Origin of the sequence: Pseudoalteromonas sp. P1-13-1a (assembly GCF_001401875.1) — a bacterium.
GTDB lineage: Bacteria > Pseudomonadota > Gammaproteobacteria > Enterobacterales > Alteromonadaceae > Pseudoalteromonas.
On sequence record NZ_LKDV01000003.1, the window covers coordinates 118,879 to 137,305 of the forward strand.

General features: G+C 41.5%; 13 protein-coding genes. 7 read left to right on the forward strand and 6 right to left on the reverse strand.

Annotated features, from left to right (window positions below):
- Window positions 1–188: 188 nt before the first annotated feature.
- Window positions 189–863 carry a DNA repair protein RadC gene (gene radC / locus AN391_RS04190; protein ID WP_055014234.1) on the reverse strand — a complete coding sequence of 225 codons (675 nt, stop codon included), beginning with the start codon at window positions 861–863 and terminating at the stop codon, window positions 189–191.
- A gap of 144 nt (window positions 864–1,007) precedes the next feature.
- On the opposite strand from radC, the gene coaBC reads away from it, so the two are divergent.
- The 3 genes from coaBC (at window position 1,008) to AN391_RS04205 (ending at window position 5,808) form a co-directional block, all read left to right on the forward strand.
- Window positions 1,008–2,201, forward strand: a complete 1,194-nt coding sequence (coaBC, locus tag AN391_RS04195) for a bifunctional phosphopantothenoylcysteine decarboxylase/phosphopantothenate--cysteine ligase CoaBC (RefSeq protein ID WP_055014235.1) — start codon at window positions 1,008–1,010, stop codon at window positions 2,199–2,201.
- Between the two features lie 101 nt (window positions 2,202–2,302).
- Entirely contained in the window at window positions 2,303–2,890 is a 588-nt protein-coding gene (slmA, locus tag AN391_RS04200) for a nucleoid occlusion factor SlmA (protein ID WP_004587943.1), read from the forward strand.
- A 158-nt stretch (window positions 2,891–3,048) separates the two neighbouring features.
- The gene (locus AN391_RS04205) at window positions 3,049–5,808 is read left to right on the forward strand and encodes a prolyl oligopeptidase family serine peptidase (RefSeq protein ID WP_055014236.1); all 2,760 of its coding nucleotides are present in this window, start codon (window positions 3,049–3,051) and stop codon (window positions 5,806–5,808) included.
- A gap of 69 nt (window positions 5,809–5,877) precedes the next feature.
- Here the strand turns inward: AN391_RS04205 and AN391_RS04210 are convergent, their stop codons facing one another.
- The 4 genes from AN391_RS04210 to AN391_RS04225 all read right to left on the reverse strand — a co-directional run bounded on the left by AN391_RS04210 (window position 5,878) and on the right by AN391_RS04225 (window position 12,568).
- Window positions 5,878–7,035, reverse strand: coding sequence for an ROK family transcriptional regulator (locus AN391_RS04210; protein ID WP_055014237.1), 1,158 nt, complete (start codon window positions 7,033–7,035; stop codon window positions 5,878–5,880).
- A gap of 73 nt (window positions 7,036–7,108) precedes the next feature.
- Entirely contained in the window at window positions 7,109–8,350 is a 1,242-nt protein-coding gene (locus AN391_RS04215; RefSeq protein WP_055014238.1) for a glycerate kinase, read from the reverse strand.
- Between the two features lie 10 nt (window positions 8,351–8,360).
- The gene (locus tag AN391_RS04220; protein ID WP_055014239.1) at window positions 8,361–9,941 is read right to left on the reverse strand and encodes a sodium:solute symporter; all 1,581 of its coding nucleotides are present in this window, start codon (window positions 9,939–9,941) and stop codon (window positions 8,361–8,363) included.
- 185 nt (window positions 9,942–10,126) lie between these two features.
- Entirely contained in the window at window positions 10,127–12,568 is a 2,442-nt protein-coding gene (locus AN391_RS04225; RefSeq protein ID WP_055014240.1) for a TonB-dependent siderophore receptor, read from the reverse strand.
- A 196-nt stretch (window positions 12,569–12,764) separates the two neighbouring features.
- Between AN391_RS04225 and AN391_RS04230 the strand changes: the two genes are divergently transcribed.
- The 4 genes from AN391_RS04230 (at window position 12,765) to AN391_RS04245 (ending at window position 17,759) form a co-directional block, all read left to right on the forward strand.
- Window positions 12,765–14,066 carry an MGH1-like glycoside hydrolase domain-containing protein gene (locus AN391_RS04230; protein WP_055014241.1) on the forward strand — a complete coding sequence of 434 codons (1,302 nt, stop codon included), beginning with the start codon at window positions 12,765–12,767 and terminating at the stop codon, window positions 14,064–14,066.
- A 17-nt stretch (window positions 14,067–14,083) separates the two neighbouring features.
- Window positions 14,084–15,061, forward strand: coding sequence for a carbohydrate kinase (locus AN391_RS04235; RefSeq protein ID WP_055014242.1), 978 nt, complete (start codon window positions 14,084–14,086; stop codon window positions 15,059–15,061).
- Window positions 15,058–16,257, forward strand: coding sequence for an AGE family epimerase/isomerase (locus AN391_RS04240; protein WP_055014243.1), 1,200 nt, complete (start codon window positions 15,058–15,060; stop codon window positions 16,255–16,257). Before AN391_RS04235 ends, AN391_RS04240 begins: the two co-directional genes overlap by 4 nt.
- 227 nt (window positions 16,258–16,484) lie before the next feature.
- Window positions 16,485–17,759 (forward strand): cytosine permease, encoded by a 1,275-nt coding sequence (locus tag AN391_RS04245; RefSeq protein WP_055014244.1) that lies wholly within the window; start codon window positions 16,485–16,487, stop codon window positions 17,757–17,759.
- Between the two features lie 55 nt (window positions 17,760–17,814).
- On the opposite strand, the gene AN391_RS04250 is transcribed toward AN391_RS04245, so the two are convergent.
- Entirely contained in the window at window positions 17,815–18,333 is a 519-nt protein-coding gene (locus AN391_RS04250; RefSeq protein WP_055014245.1) for an Lrp/AsnC family transcriptional regulator, read from the reverse strand.
- Between the last annotated feature and the right edge of the window lie 94 nt (window positions 18,334–18,427).

The window sequence follows — 18,427 nt, forward strand, 5'->3', positions numbered from 1 at the left end:
TCTTTATACAGCTTTTACAGGCAAAGATCAAATACTGATCTATCCAACCAGCTCATATGTAAATTTGATAGCGGCTAATTATAAAGATCGAATGCCCTTAGGGAAAGTAAAAACTGCATTTAAATTAAACTAATTTGCCAAAACACCTCAAACAGCTCATTTTTAACACACTTATTCACCAAGCAAAGTTAAATCAAGCCTCGCTGTGCAAATGAAACACACGTTTCTCCTCCCACGATAATATGATCAAGCACATTTATGTCTACCAATTGCAACGCTTGCTGTAATTTTTGAGTGATAAGTTTGTCTGCTTGGCTTGGCTCGGCAATACCACTAGGATGGTTGTGCGCCAAAATAATAGCCGCAGCATTGTTTTTTAAGGCCGCTTTAAGCACTTCTCTGGGGTAAACGCTGGCTGAGTTTATCGTGCCATAAAACAATATTTCGTCTTTTACCAAACGGTTTTGACTATCAAGGTAGAGCACCATGAACACTTCTTGCTGTAACCCACGCATTTGCAGTGTTAAATATTCATATACCGCATTTGGCGAATTAAACACCGCATCGCGCTGGCAGCGCTCCTGCATGTAACGCTGACTTAGCTCAAGCACAGCTTGCAATTGCACATATTTTGCCACCCCTAAGCCTTTTTGCGCACAAAACTCATCTTGGCTGGCGTTAAATAAATTATGCAATGTTTTATTTTCGTTAAGCAGGTGCTGCGCAAGCTCAATAACATTCATGCCAGGTAAACCCGTACGCAAAAAAATCGCTAATAACTCCGCATCGCTCAAGGCTTTGGGTCCTTTAGCAATGAGTTTTTCACGGGGGCGAAGTGAATTAGGTAACGAAGTTAATTGCATTATTCATCCTTGATGATTAAAAAACAGTCATATAACTGTAATGCAAATTTCAAAATTAGCCTGATTATTTAATCTTAAAAACTTAGCTCAAAGCACAAAGATTTGTTATTTTAGCCTACATACATACTCAAGCTGAAAACACTCATGACTAACTTATCAAACAAAAAAATAGTACTTGGCATCACTGGCGGTATTGCAGCCTATAAATGTGCCGAGCTCGTTAGGCGTTTAAAAGACGCAGGTTGCGAAGTAAAAGTCGTTATGAACGAATCAGCTAAACACTTTATAACTCCATTAACCATGCAAGCAGTGAGCGGCGAGATAGTGTCTGACTCATTACTTGACCCCTCAGCTGAAGCTGCAATGGGCCATATAGAATTTGCAAAATGGGCTGACTTAATTTTAGTCGCACCTGCAACGAGTAATACTATTGCCAAAATGGCTGCAGGCATTGCCGATGACTTACTAACAACGTTATTACTGGCAACCCCCGCAAAAGTAGCAATAGCGCCTGCAATGAACCAGCAAATGTATGCTCACCCTGCTACACAAGCTAATTTGGCAACGCTTAAATCTCGTAATGTATTAATTTGGGGCCCTGGCAAAGGCGAGCAAGCGTGTGGCGATGTAGGTGCTGGGCGCATGCTAGAGCCGCATGAGCTTGTAGCTTTGTGCACGGCCACAGAGCAGCCGCAATTATTAGCGGGTAAAACAATTACCATTACCTCTGGGCCAACACGTGAGCCACTTGACCCTGTACGCTTTATCTCTAATCACAGCTCAGGAAAAATGGGCTATGCCCTTGCACAAGCTGCGTTAGAGCTTGGTGCTAAAGTTAATTTAATTTCAGGCCCAGTGACTATTAAAGCCCCTGCTGGTGCTAATTTAATAAACATAGAAAGTGCTGAACAGCTTTTAAATGAGTCATTAGCCTATGCCGTACATTCTGACGCTTTTATTGGTTGCGCCGCCGTAGCTGATTACAGAGCAGCGAATGTCGCTACTCAAAAAATGAAAAAACAAGGCGATGAGCTTACCCTTACACTTGTTAAAAACCCCGATGTAATAGCCGCCGTTGCAAGCTTAGAGCAAGGCCGCCCTTATACAGTAGGTTTTGCAGCAGAAACACAAAATGTAGAGAGCTACGCAAAGGGTAAACTTAAAAATAAGAACTTAGATATGATTTGTGCAAATGATGTATCAAAAAGTGGCTTAGGCTTTAACTCCGATCATAATGCTTTAACACTTTATTGGCATAATCAAAGCGTAGAATTACCAGCAACAAGTAAAACAGAAATTGCGCATCAAGTGATCGAACAGCTCGCTAAACATCTATAAAAATGCTGGAAACAAACTGAATAAAACATTAACATAAGCCACTCATTTGAACAGAAAATGACTAGCCCCAGCTAAAAATAACAAATAAAAAAGGAAGGTTCATGCCTGCGACAAAAAGAAGTAATCGCAAAGAGCAGATACTGCAAGCCCTCGCGCAAATGTTAGAAACCAGCCCAGGACAACGGATTACAACTGCAAAGCTTGCTGCTGAAGTGGGCGTGTCTGAAGCGGCGCTTTACCGCCACTTCCCAAGTAAAGCACGTATGTTTGAAGGCCTAATAGAATTTATCGAAGACACACTTTTATCGCGCATCAACCTTATTTTAGAAAACGAAAAAGAAAGCCAAACACGCGTTTATAATATTTTATTATTACTACTCACCTTTGCAGAAAAAAACCCAGGAATTACACGTATACTTACCGGCGACGCCCTACAAGGCGAGCAAGAGCGTTTACGCGAACGTGTACAAGGTTTATTTGAAAAACTAGAAACGCAATTTAAACAAGTACTGCGCGAGCGAAAGCTTCGTGAAGGAAAAACCTTCCAAAGTGACGAACTTACCCTGGCTAACTTTTTACTAGCCTATGTTGAAGGTAAAATGAACCAGTTTGTACGCAGCGACTTTAAAGTAAAGCCAAGTTCGCAATTTGAAAAACAATGGCCAGAGCTACAAAAAATTTGGTTATAACCTTACTTTATTATTTTACCGTTAGCGCTAGTTATTCGCGCTAACGCTTACCCTTTCGTCCCTTTTCTTATACCGCTTATCTGATCCGCTCGAAATATAAAGCAAACTCGCTACAATACTTATTACATTAAAAGTACTGTGAAAAACGAGAATCAATAATGAAAACAACGCTCACCTTTTTAAGCTCAGCTCTGCTTGCAAGTTTGGCAAGCCCAGCTGCTTGGGCTCAAAAGCCGTTAGAATTTAAAGACGTATTCGATTTTAAGTACGCAAAAAACACACAACTTTCAGATGATGGTAAAATCCTCAGCTTTAGCGCTAAGCCTTACCGTGGCAATGCAAACGGGCAAGTTTATGACTTAACAACTAACACCCTCATTAGCACTGTAGAGCGCGGCACCAAGCCCGTTATTAACAAAGCGGCTAACTGGGTGGCCTTCACACAAGTGCCAACGCTTTTAAAGCAAGAGACCACTAAAAAGAAATCTGAGCTAAAAAACAACCTTATATTAATCAACACTCAAACCGGCGAAAAACAACAATTTGCCGACGTAAAAGATTATGTATTAGCTGATAATGGCCAGTGGCTTGCTTACCGAGTTGATCAAAAAGCTGAAAAAGACGAAACCACCGACAATAAAACAGAAGAAAAAAGCGAGATCACGCCAGACAAAAAAGATAAAAGCTTTGAGCTGGTTATTGTCGATTTAAAAAACAATACAACACATAGCATAAATAATGTATTTAGTTACGCCATAAGCCCTAAAGCCAGCCTGTTACTCGCAAGCCAAAGTTACAGCGATGGCAATAATAATCAAATTGTCCTACTTGAACTAAACAACAACTTTGCACAAAGTGTACTAATCGATGAGCCTGGTGTTGTTGCGCAAACAATTGTGTGGCATCCAAGCAAAGATATTGCAGCATTTAGCTTAGGTAATTATGTAAATGACGATACACGCCGTAGGCAATATGAACTAAAACTTTGGCAAAATAATACCCTTAGCACTATCGACCCCCCTAATAAAGACTGGGTAATAGGCAAAACAGCAAAAATTACATTCTCCGAAGATGGCGAGCGTTTATACTTTGAAAACCACCCAAAACTTGCTGCAAAAGTAAAAGCAAAAGAATACACTGATACAGCGTCACTGTATAACTTTGACACGATTCGTGAGCATAAAGGGCTGAAAGTTTGGCACAATAACGACGCTCAAATAAAACCACGCGAAGAACAACAATGGAACAAGGTAAATAAAAACCGTCATTACAGCGCAGTTTTACATTTAGATAGTCAAAAAACAGTACAGCTTAGTAATGAAAAAGTGAGCGATTTAGCGCTTAACACTAACCGTAGTCAAAGTGTATTAGGCTATTCAAACCAAGCGCATCTTGAAAAAATAATGTACGGCGGCTTTTTTGCCGACTACTACAGCATCAATGTAAATACTGGTGAGCAAACAGTCATTGTTAAAAACTCACCGTTTACACCAAGCCTTGCGCCAAATGGTCAGTACGCTGCTTATTTTGCTAATAGCCAAGTTCAGCTTAAAGATTTAAAAAATAATAAAGTAACCGCGCTTAGCAAAGCCATTAATGCCACCTTTGCAGATGACAAGCACGACTACCCGTCAGCGCAGCCTGGTTATGGGTTTGCCGGTTGGTTAAATAACAGCAGCCAAGTATTAGTGTATAGCAAATACGATATTTGGGCGTTTGATGTAAATACCCAGCAAGCAACCCAACTTACAAACGGTAAAGATACTGACACCCAATATCGCGTAATTCAGCTAGATAAAAACCTAGTTGGCTATAATAAAGATGACACGTTGCTACTATCGGCTGTGAACTTACAATCAAAACAGCGTGAAGTTGCTAAGCTCGACTTAGGCTCAAACACAGTCACTAAAGTACTTAACGGTAATAAGCGCTTTGATGTAGTAAAAAAAGCAAAAAATGCCGATAAATACCTATTTACCGAGCAAACTTACCAACAATTCCCTGATTACTACCAAACTGATTTTAGCTTTTCAGCGCCTAAAAAGGTAACTCATTTAAACCCACAAATTGCTGATTTTTCCTGGGGCGAAAAGCCAGAGCTAATTAGTTATAAAGGCTTTGACGGCGAAGACTTACAAGGGGTATTAATTAAACCTGCAGGCTACAAAAAAGGCGATAAAGTACCGGTTGTTGTGTACTTTTACCGCTATATGAGCCAGCGCATGTATGATTTTCCTAAAATGGAGCTAAATCATCGTCCTAACTTCCCTATGTTCACCTCAAATGGTTACGCAGTATTTTTGCCTGATATTCGCTTTGAAATAGGCCACCCAGGTAAATCGTCAACGCAAACCATGATAAACGCCACACAAAAGCTTATAGATTTAGGCATAGCCGACCCAGATAAAATAGGCCTACAAGGGCACTCATGGGCAGGATATCAAAGTGCATTTATGATCACCCAAACAGATATGTTTAAAGCGGTTGTATCCGGCGCACCGGTATCAAACATGACCAGTGCGTACAGTGGCATACGTTTAAAGTCGGGCCTTGCACGTCAATTTCAATACGAAACAGGACAAAGCCGTATAGGTAAAAACTTATTTGAAGCACCCGAGCTGTATATAGAAAACTCACCAGTGTTTTTTGCAGATAAAGTAAATACCCCTATTTTAATTATGTTTGGCGATAAAGACGATGCAGTGCCTTGGCACGAAGGCGTGCAATACTACTTAGCACTGCGCAGAGCGGGTAAAGACGCGACCTTTTTACAATATGAAGGCGAACCACATCATTTGAAAAAGTTTCCTAATCAGGTCGATTTTTCAATACGTATGATGCAGTACTTTGATCATTACTTAAAAGGCAAGCCAGCCGCTAAGTGGATGACAGAAGGTGAACCGTTCGTTGAAGAGTAAGTAACCCAAACAAAAAAGCCGATATTGCTTATGCAATATCGGCTTTTTTGTTTTTAGGTTTCTCTTAAGCTACAAACACAACTCTCTAAATGGCAATGTGGCTGCGCCTATCGACACCGGAAAATTATCAATATTAGACACCACCAGCTTAGGCATTGGGCGTTTAGCACCTCGTCTAAATTGCGCATAAACTTCAGTACGCGCTATTACTTTTTCAGCTAGCTCTTTAGGTATATGGCCACCAATAATAATCGCTTCTGCATCTAATAACGCTGAGCAACAGGTTGCGACTAAATCAAACGAGTCTTGAACTTTAAATAGCCATTCTTCAACGCCTGGCCATTCTGGGTCAAAGTTATCGTGCAAGTCGTAAATTGAATTAACAGCAACGCCATTTTTTTTCAAAATACGTTTTAATAACTCTAAATTTGGATGGGCATACAGCTTAGGCGGTAACATGTCGCCAAGCTCACCAGCGTTACCGTATGTACCATGCAATACGTCGCCGTTATTAACTATACCGCCACCAAATGCGGCCGATACAAACATATATACAAAGTTTTTATACTCACGGCCAATACCTGCAACGCCCTCGCCCGCGGCGGCGCCTGTGGCGTCGTTAACCACCCAAGTAGGTAACTGAAAGTGCTGCGATACAATATCGATAATATCAACCTGTGACCACTCTTCTAGCATATGGTGGGTATTCATTTTTCCGTCCATAGAACTAAAAAAGCCTGAAATACCCACGCCCATACCCAATATTTTATCGCTTGGAATATCGCGCTCTGCGCTTATATCATCCACCAGCTTTTGCGCGCATTTAAGCACGTTATTAATGCTCATATCCGACATTAGCTGCATGTGGGTGTAAACTACTTTGCCTGTAAAATCCATAACTGCAAGTGAAATGGCATCAAGCAAAATAGCTAAACCAAAGGTAAATCCGTAATCGGGGTTTAGCGCAATGCCAAACCCCGGTTTACCTTTTTTATTAGGAATTAGCGTATCGGTTTGCACTATTACGCCGTGCTGGGTTAACGACTTAAGTAAACGCGAGACAGTTTGCTGCGGAATTCGGGTGGCGCTCACAATATGGCTTTGTGTTACACATTGCTCCCAAAACACCACCTTAATAATATCGCGCTCAATGTCTTGAAAAAGCTTATCGCCTTTGCCAAGCTCAAAACCTGAGCGTAATAAGTTACTGTTATTTAGCGAAAACATAGCTATTAACCCTAATAAAATTGGAGCACAAGATTACGTTAAACCACTATAAAGAACAAGTACGGCGCAGCGCCTACTCAACCACTATCACTCTAAAATCATTCACATTTGTGTTCGTGGGCCCAGTAATAATTAAATCATCTATAGCTTTAAAAAACTGATGACTATTATGACCTTGTAACTGCGCTTGTAAGTTCTCACCAGCGGCTTGTGCGCGAGCAATCGTACTGCTATCTATATACGCGCCAGCAACATCTTTACTGCCATCAACTCCGTCAGTATCACACGCTATTGCGTAAATACCCGCTTCGCCGTTTAGTGCTTCAGCCAGTGCCATTAAATACTCTTGATTAGGGCCGCCATCACCGTATACATCGGCAACAGTTACTGTAAGCTCGCCACCTGAGAACAACATAACCCGCTTGCCTTGTACTTTTTGCTCAAGAGCAATTTTAGCATGTGCGCGGGCAACCTCTTTTGCCTCACCTTGAATATCGTATCCAAGTACTTGCGTATCCCAGCCATTATGCTGTGCTACATTTATTGCGCTATCAATGGCGTGCTGCGCATTAGCTACAATAAAGTGCTCTCCCACTGTATCGGCTGCACCCGCTTGCTCAGGCTTTAGTAAATAAGCTTCAATCTCGCTTATGACTGGCCAATTGTACTTTTGTAAAATAGCCAGTGCATCAGCTTTAGTGCTGCCATCGCTAATAGTGGGGCCTGAGGCAATATCGCTTGGCTTATCGCCCACTACATCAGAAATAATCAGCGTGACATAATCCGATTTAGCCGCTTGCGCTAACTTACCGCCTTTAACAAGCGAGAGTTGTTTGCGCACAACATTAATTTCATCAACACTTGCACCACTTTTAAGTAAAAACTGATTAAGTGCCTGCTTTTGCGCAAATGGAACATCATCTACCGGTAAGCACATAAGCGACGAGCCACCACCTGATATAATAAACAAAATAGGAATATCGGCCGGGTTATTTTTTACAAGCGCCAATAACTCTTTACCTGCTGCTAAGCTGTTATCATCTGGCGTTGGGTGATTAGCGCTCAGTACTTTTATGCGCCCAGTATCGCCGGCACTTTCGTAGCCATAACGCGTCACTACCGCACCAAAGCATTTATCCCCATAAAAACGGTTAACCTCTGCGGCCATTTCTGCGGCGGCCTTACCAGCACCTACCACACATAAACCATTACTGGCATCTATATTTTCCAAGTACTTGCCCATACACGCACTGGGTTTACAGGCATTTACCGCCGTGGTAAATAAATCGATTAAAAATGACTTTTTAGAATCCATGGGTAAACGCTCACGAAAAAATTGATGGAATAGCAAGGCAAATTAATACCATCACAACAAACATGCTAAGCAGCATAACGATATCTTTACCGGTTAAAATTGAGTTTGAGGTTGTCTCAGCGTTTTGCGCTTTAGCAACCTCGTTTACTTCACGAGGAATAACGCGGCTGGTTATATAAATAATAATTGCAGTGCTTACAAAACCAATAAAGTTCCACCAAAACCAAAATATGTCTGGCGCAAATACCGACACCAACAAGTTAATTAACACACCACTAATTAGGCCTATATTTGCATGCAGCGCAGCACTGCGCTTACTAACTACGGCAATTAAAAATACCGCCAGTATTGGGCCATAAAATAATGAGCCTACTTTGTTAATGGCTTCAATAATAGTAGGCGCTATATCACCGGCATAAAGCGATAAAATTAACGTAATTGCTCCCCAAATAAGTCCTAAGTATTTAGCTAGTTTTAAATAGGTTGGTTGGTCTAGCTCTTTATTTGAAATACGGCTGTAATCTTCAATACTGACCGCCGAAAGCGAGTTAATAGCAGAGCTAAGTGATGACATAGCCGCCGATAAAATAGCCACTACTAATAAACCAATTAGGCCATGTGGTAAGTAATCTAAAATAAAGATTGGCATCATCCAATCTGGGTTATCGGCTGGAATTTTTGCTAAAAATTCAGGGTTGCTCATAGCCAGTGTGCCTACAATTAAACCCGACACACAATATAAAATAGTAATAGGAAACCGTACTACGCCGTTGGCTAAAATCATGTAGCGTAAGTTTTTAGGATCTTTCGCACTAAGTGCACGTTGCGCTTGTGTTTGGTCACACCCATAGTAGGAGGCGTAAAGCACCACACCACCAAAAATCATAGGTAAAAAACCAAAACCATCACCACTAAAACCAAACGAATCAAATTTTATGGCTTCTAATCGACTCGAATCCACATTAGCAATAAAGGTATCAACCCCACCTAAGTGATAAAGTCCGAAGCCAATACAGGCAATGGTACCCAATACAATGATGATCATTTGAATTGCATCACCATATACCACCGCTTTCATGCCGCCTTGCAGTGAATATAACACCGTGATCACGCCGGTAAGCACAATGGCTTGCCATGCTTCTATGCCCATGGTGCCTTGAAGAATAAGCGATACCGCATAAATCATAATACCGGTGGCAAATGCACGGCTAAACTGAAAAACCACACTAATAAACACACGGGTAGAACGACCAAAGCGCATTTCTAAGTAATCATAAATACTGACAATGCCGCTTTTATAAAGCTTAGGTAAAATAGTCGCTAAAATTAAAATCATCGCCAGCGGCACACCTAACTCATACGAGAGCCATTGCATACCACCGCCTTCACGCAAACCAACAAATGCAGGAGCCGAAATAAAGCTAATAGCCGAAAGCTGTGTGGCCATTACCGACAAAGCTAAAGGTTTCCACCCTAAGCTTTTACCTCCTAAAAAGTAATCACTTTTATTGGTTTGTTCGCGTAGCATAAACCCCATTACCAATAAGGCACCGAGATAAAGAGCAACTATTGAAAAATCTAATATATTCATAATTATTTCGCGTATTCACATGAAGAAAACACAGCGCCTTCTCAAAAATAAAAAACTAAACAGCTATATGCTTACTTCTAAAACAGTCCCTAAAAACAAACCTATCGCTAACTTAGCTGAAAAATGCATCACAACGCAAAAAGCCTATTAACCCCATAACAGGTTAATAGGCGTAAAGCATTTATTTAAAAGTCGTATTTGACTCTAAATGTAACGCGTCGTGGGAGAATTGGGCGACCTACAAAGTAAGGATTGTCTGACGTTTGGCTGTTGCCTAAACGCGGCGAGCCTTCGGTTACACCATCAGAGTCAAACAAATTAAATATCCCTACGCTTAGGCGTACTGTTTGCTCTGGTGCAATTTGCCAGTTATAACCTGCATCAAATCTAAATAAATGAAATGAATCAAGCTCTACCGAGTTTGCATCGTTAGCATAGTTTTTACCGGTAAAGTTATGATACAAAGCAGCATCCCAGTTGTCTGCGGTGTAACTAATGGATGAGTTAAATAATATTTTTGGTTTACGACGTAACTCGTTACCAATAATAGAAGGGTCTGAGTCAAACTCAGTAAATTCGTGGTCGGTGTAAGTCATGTTGGCATCAACCGCCCACTCATCGGTAATATCGTAACGACCGGTAAGCTCCACGCCCATTGCTTTGGTCGATTGCATAACTGGCAGCTCTAATACGCCCCCGTTACCATCGTTTACAAAGTCTACGCTGCGTCTGTCTTTTAAGTCGGTTCTAAATAACGCGATGCTCCCGCTAAAGTCGTTATCAAAAAACTTAATACCCAGTTCGCCTTGTTCAACAATTTCGGCTTCGTAGCTGGCAGGCTCACCTAAATCGTTAAACTGAATCCCTCTAATTTCTGGGAAGAAAAACCCGCGAGATGCATTCGCGTATACGTTTAAGTTATCGGTCAAGCGGTATAACGCCGCACCCGATACGGCAAATTCAGAGGTATCTACTTCACCGTAGGTCATCACACCACTGCCTATGGTGTTTACCTGTAAATTAGGCGCAAGTGATGGATCATCAGATATTTGTACAACTTGGCTGCCTTCACGGCTAATTTTGCCGTCAATTTCTTCATATCGTACACCAAAATCGATAATCCAGTCATCGCTTTCCATTTGGTCCGCAATATAAAGCGCACGACGGGTAGCGCTAATTGTTTGGTTAGTGTAAGAAATACCTGGACCACTTATACCATTTTGTGTGTACTGAACAACATCACCCTCAGCATTGGTGTACGTTAAATCAACCAGTTCTGGGTTATTGTTAAATTCCCCCAAGTAGGTCGTAATAATGTTATCGTCATCGGCTTCACTGTGTGAGAAAAACGAACCTAACGTAATATCATGGCTAAAATCGCCAACAAACATACTTTTAATAACATTAAATTCGGCAGAAAAATCTTCTGCTGGACGATCGCGGTCTAAAATACGGTTAGCAAATAGCAAGTCGTCACTTGCCAGTGCCTGCCCAGATGCGGTGTAAGTAAACGCTGCATCGCTTACATCGCCTAAACCTCGGTTAGCTAAAAAGTCTTCTTGGCTCTCAGGAACATTAAAAATACCGTCGCCATCTAAAAAAAGGTTAAATTCGTGCTGATACTTTGCGTATTTGCTGCGCATGTTAATAGCAAAATCGTTAGCGAGCTCTTTTTCAAACACGACCGAGATTGAGCCACCTTTAGTTACCACACCATCACTGATTGGCGATTCATAACGACCATTAGCAGTGTCATAAGTAAGGTTAGACACATTAGCAGTTTGTAATGACTCCACCTCGCTGCCATCGTTACCAATTAAACGCTCGCGGCTGTCGCCATCAAGCGGAATAGGCAGGTAAAACTGCGCTTGATCGTCAATGTATTGGCCATAAACCGTAAATGAGCCAGAGCCGTCATCAAATTCTTTACGAATATTACCGCGAAGCTGAGTACCTTTAGTCTCAAGCCCTGTATCTAACGGGCCCTCGTCGTAACGGTAAAACCCCGACAGCGCATAGTAAAGGCCCTCTTCGTTAAGCGGTCCGCTTGTAGCAAAGTCTAAACGAGTACGCCCTTGATCAGATAGCTCCATTTGCACGGTACTTTGCGGATCATCACTGCCTGTTTTAGAAATGTAGTTAATAATACCCGCTACAGAACCTTGGCCAAATAAGTTAGATACACCACCACGCACAAACTCTACGCGCTCAATACCTAAGTCGTTTCGGTAGTAAACATCAAAAGCCGACGAGTTTAAGCCAAAAACACTCAAACTAGGTGAACCGTCGTACGACAGTGGCGTAAACTGAAACTGACCCGATGAAGGTAAGCCTCTTACTTGTAGGTTTGTTGCAACCTCACCACCGCCCCCTTCTACTTTAATACCTGGGATATAACGTAGTACATCTGCTTGGCTGCTTGAGGAAAGCTTTATTAATTCATCTTCGCTAATAGAGGTTACAGATTGTGGAGTATCTGAAATTACACGTCCTTTACTGGTACCAGAGACGATAATACGCTCAACGTTGTTGGCTTTTTTTGCTGTATTTGGCGCAGACTCTTCTGCGGCAAACGCGCCTTGTGTGAGGCATAAAGATACAATAGAGGCGATCGTAGTTTTATTCACGGGTATTCTCCAATTGTGCTAGTTGTCTGTGTGTAATTACTTAGAGTGTGGCTAAGTAAGTGCGAAATAATCAAGTATACATGTTAGTTTTTTGTTACTTCGAACAGGATTTAAGCACAGAAAAAAAACATTTACAACCCACAATGAGTGCTTTAACATTATTCAAATCGAAAATAACACACAAAGAGCACCCAATATGACTACTACGATCAACGGTAAACTTGATGCAGCCACAGCGGCATCGCTTACAGACCTTGCTACTAAAACACTAATAGCAAACGATTTAGGTGGCTATACAGTACCAACGCATGGCCTTTACCCGTTTCAATGGAACTGGGATTCAGCAATAACAGCACTAGGTTGGATGAAGTCTGACGAGCGCCGTGCGTGGCAAGAAATTGATGTGTTATTTTCAGGCCAGTGGGATGATGGCATGGTGCCGCATATCTTATTTCATAAAGATTCAACTACCTATTTCCCTGGTCCAGATGTGTGGGGCTCAGATAAAAAAATTAAAAGTACGTCTATTTCGCAGCCACCCGTTGTGGCCACAGTAATGAAAGAAATGCTTGCCAGTGCACAAGATAAAACCCTTGCAGAGCAAAAAGTTAAGGCGTTATTTTCAAAGGTTGTTGATTACCATTTATGGTGGTACAACGACCGCGATCCTGAAAACACAGGCTTAGTGGTCACTTACCATCCTTGGGAATCGGGTATGGATAACAGCCCATCTTGGGATGATGCGCTTGAAGCTGTACCTGGTGTTGATTGGGAGTATACCCGCCGCGACACCAGCCATGTCGATTCGTCGCAGCGCCCGCATAAAAGCGAGTACGACCGTTTCTTATACCTAGTAGATTTTTTTAAACGTAACAATTTTGATAGCAAAGTAATTTACGAAACCTGTCCGTACAAAATGAACGACCTAGGTATTATTGCTATTTTGCACCGTGCGACAAAAGATTTACTCAAAATGGGTGAACAGCTTGATTTAAACGATGCACGTACCGATTATTTAGCACAGCGTCTAGAACTAACTCAAACAGCAGTTAACACGTTATGGTGTGAGCAAAGCGAATATTTTTACTGTAAAAACGTGTTAACCAACAGTCTCGCTAAAGTTAAAACGTCAGCGGCATTACTAACCGTTTATGCTGGTTTAACATCTGACGAGCAAACTCACATTATTAAAACCGCAACAGAAGATTTTATCGAGTCGAGCAAATTTAGTGTGGCATCTACCCACCCTAAAGAAGATAAATACGAGCCACAACGTTACTGGCGCGGCCCTATTTGGTTACACATTAACTGGATGATAGCCACCGGCCTTAAAGAAGCAGGGTTTGTAACAACAGCTGAAAAAATTCAGGATGACACCCGCGACTTAGTGCTTAAGTCGGGTTACTACGAATATTTTAACCCAGAAACAGGCGCTGGCTGTGGTGGTAAAGATTTCTCATGGACAGCAGCAATTGCACTGCATTGGCTACTTGATTGATAACCTAAGGCAGCATCATGAAACACACAATATGTTTTGGTGAAGTACTCGTTGATTTACTCTCAGATAAATTAAGTCAAAACAATAGCGAGCACGAAGCATTTACTAAGTTTGCAGGTGGCGCACCTGCAAACGTAAGCGTAGCCATTGCAAAGCTAGGTGGTAACGCCTACTTTTCCGGCATGCTAAGCACCGACAGTTTTGGCAGTTTTCTACACAACGCCCTAAAAGAGCAAGGTGTAAAAACCGACTTTATGCGCTTTACAAGCCAAGCCAAAACCGCCCTTGCGTTTGTATCACTTGATAGCGACGGCGACCGCACGTTTGAGTTTTACCGCGATAACACCGCCGACTTACACTTTAGTAATGATGACTTTAGCAGTGAATGGTTTGAGCAATGTGACATATTCCATATTTGCTCAAACACCTTAACCGACGAGCGCATACGTAAAACCACCGCGTATGGGGTTGAATTTGCCAAGCAAAATAACTCAATTGTCAGTTTTGACATTAACTTACGCCTCAACTTATGGCCAAGTAATGCCAATCCACGTGAGCATATTTTACCCTTACTAAAACACTGCTCTATTATTAAGGCCTCAAAAGAAGAACTTGAGTATTTAGCCGCTGAGCAAACGGGTGAAGAATTTATTGCTCACACGCTTAATAATGGCTGTGAGTTATTTGTGGTTACCGATGCAGGCAACCCAATGCACTGGTATACCAAAAATACCAAGCAAACGCTTATCCCACAAAAAGTAACTATGGTTGATGCCACCGCCGCAGGTGATGCATTTGTAGGTGGGTTACTGTATCAACTAGGCTTACAAAACCTGACACCTAGCTCTTTTAGTAAGCTTTGCAATAACCCCGAAACACTCACAACTATTTTTGAATTTGCTTCGTTATGTGGTGCCCATGCCGCATCTTATAAAGGAGCGTTTACCTCCTTACCTAACGAAAAATCGCTTAACGATTTTAGGAGCGCACTATGAGCCACACACCTGATAACTTTAAAAGCCGCGAATTTTTAACACAACATATTGCCGATACACTGGCGTTTTATGAGCCAAACATTGACGATGAGCACGGCGGTTTTTACCAAAACTTTTCGGATAATGGTGAGGTGTTTGATAAGCAAACCCGCCACTTAGTAAGCTCTACCCGCTTTGTATTTAACTATGCACGTGCGTACCAAACCTTTAATGACGAAAAGTACCTAAACCGTGTTAAATCGGGTATTGAGTTTATTCGTAAGCACCACTTTGTTGAGCAAACAGGCGGCTACAATTGGCTATTGAGTGTTGATCAAGGTAACGCCACTGTACTTGATGATACCAACCACTGTTATGGCTTTGCGTTCGTGATTTTAGCCTACAGCTGGGCGTACCGCGTAGGTGTTACGCAGGCGCGCGAATACCTAAACGATACATTTCAAACAATGGAAACACATTTTTGGGATGCAACAGCCGGTTTATATAAAGATCAGCACAACAGTGACTTTACTCAGTGCGATGCATATCGCGGCCAAAATGCCAACATGCATACCTGCGAAGCACTTATTGCCGCTTATGAAGCCACTCAAGATGAGCTATTTTTAAATCGTGCGCTCACACTTGCCGACAACATGGTTAACCGTCAGGCTAACTTAATGGGCGGGCTTATTTGGGAGCACTACGATATAAATTGGCAGGTTGATTTAGAGTACAACAAAAACGACCCTAAAAATTTATTTCGCCCGTGGGGTTTTCAACCAGGTCACCAAACTGAGTGGTCAAAACTATTAATGTTTTTAAATAAGCATAAGCCACAAACCTGGCTTGTAGAACGCGCCAAAGCTTTATTTGATGAGTCAATAGATGTTGCGTGGGATAAACAACACGGCGGTATTTGTTATGGGTTTGCGCCAGATAAAAGCATATGCGATGACGACAAGTACTTTTGGGTACAAGCCGAAACACTGTGTTGTGCAGCCTACCTTTATGAAACCACAGGTGATGAAAAATACCAGCAATGGTATGACAAAATTTGGCAGTATTCATGGCAGCACTTGGTTGATCATCAATATGGTGCGTGGTTTAGAATTTTAAGCGTAGATAACAAAAAAATAGATACCGAAAAAAGCCCTATTGGTAAAACTGATTACCATACTATGGGTGCCTGCTTTGATGTGTTGGCGTTATTAAAATAATGAAAAAGTAGTTATATTTTGTTGTGTAGACCTTTTAACCGCCATGTTGGCGGTTTTTTTTGCCTAGTTTGTAGCGCTTTTCAAATACATAATAATCACCACAAAATATAATTTTGTACATGCCCTGCTTTTAAAACCTCATATTTTGAATAAACACCTAATAGTAAAAAATTTTGCACGCCAGCGGCGTATAGTAATATAAAAGATAATAAAAAGAGAAACAGGCAATGCCAAACGGGAACGACCCTCACAGTATTAATACCAGCGAACTTGTTGCTTGGCCACGTATTGCAGCCATAGCCGCAATGCTCAGCTTTTCGCTACCCACCTTTATCACCGGCCTGGAAATACATCAAAGCTCAAGTGTGAGCAACACGCTTTGGGCATTAGTTATTGGCTCACTTATTTTAACCATTATTGGCGGCGCCATGGGCACCATAGGTGTGAAAAGCCGCTTAAGCTCTTATCTATTGGTAAAAATAGCGTTTGGAAATGCTGGCGCGGGCATCGTCAATATTGCCTTTGCTTTATCATTAATTGGCTGGTTTGGCGTAAATATTGATTTGTTTTCTAATGCGGTGGTGCGCTTACTTAGCGCTGAGTTTAATATTATTGTGCCCGAATGGCCGATCGATATAGTCGCAGGTTGCGCCATGCTCATAACCACATTGTATGGGTTTAAAGCGATTAACGTACTGGCCTCTATCATGATCCCTATTTTGGCTGCAGTCACCGCCATGATGCTATTTGGCGCACTCGATAGTATGCCACTGGTTGATTTTATTAATTTAGAAAAATCAGCAACGCTTTCTCTTGAAGATGGTGTAGCTGCCATTGTTGGCGGCGTTATTATTGGCGCAATAATATTGCCCGATATAACCCGTTTTTCTAAGCAAAAACGTGGCGGCGTGTACACCTCGTTTATTGCGTATATGGTTATTGAGCTTTTGGTTATTTTTGTGGCTGTATTTGCCGCAGCTGCCATGCAAGAAACTGAAATATTAAGCTTAATGCTTGCGCTTAATTTAGGGTTTTCAGCTTTTTTTATTGTGATAGCAGGCAGCTGGATTTTAAATTCGTTAAACCTGTACAGTACCGCACTTAGCGTGGAGGCTACCTTCCCGCATTGGCATAAAAAGTGGGTTATTGTGTTATTAGGTTTGGTGGGAATTGGCGCTGCTTTTATTAATATTTTAGATATGTTTATAAGCTTTTTAGCGTTTTTGTCTGATATTTTTATACCGGTAGCGGGCGTAATTATTGTTGATGCACTGTTTATTAAACCCCAAGCTTATAGCGCAGCTGCTTTGGCAAATAACGCTAACTTTTCACTTCCCGCGTTTAGCGCATGGTTTGCAGGCGCGGCATATGCGGTGTGTAATGGCGCTTTATTTAACGTATCAATGAGTGGTATTACCGTGATTGACGCCATTTTATTAACGGCCGTTATTTATACCCTGTTTGCAAAAGCCATCGCGCCCAAACCGGTTATTCAGCAATAACTTTAAACAATAAAAAGGCGCATAAAGCGCCTTTTTATTAATCTAAATTAGGGGGCTACTCTTCATCGTCTACTTTCATTTCGTCTCGCCATTTAAGTTTTTCCAGCGGGTAGCCTAAAAAGAACTTAGCGCGCTCAAGCACTATGCGTGTAGTCAGCTTTTTAATTGCATATTGTGAACTGCCGGTTAGCCTGTCGCACATTGCATTAAGTGCTTGAATATCGGCAAAGCAACAAAAAGAAATATAATCAATATCACCACTTAGCTGCATGCAATCCATTATTTCGGGAATGTTGTGTATGTCAGCTAAAAACTTACGCCGTGCTGCTAGGCTGTTATCCTCTAGCGTAAATTCCATGTAGGCAAATACATGCTCACAAATTTGCTCTAAATTAATATCCGCATGAAAGGTTCTAAAGTATCCCGCCTCTTTTAGCGCTTTTACTCGCTGAAAACACGCACTGGGCGATAAGTTAACTTGCTCAGCTAATTCGACATTTGTTAGGTCTGCAGTAAGGTGCAAAATTGCCAGTATTTTTTGATTGTACCTGTCTATTTTTATCGTTTTTTTCATAACCGGTTTCACATTTAATAATAATTAATTTTGTAAATTTAAGGTCAACAAATACATAAAATTACGCGCTTAAGCGTTATTTTCAGCAATTTGT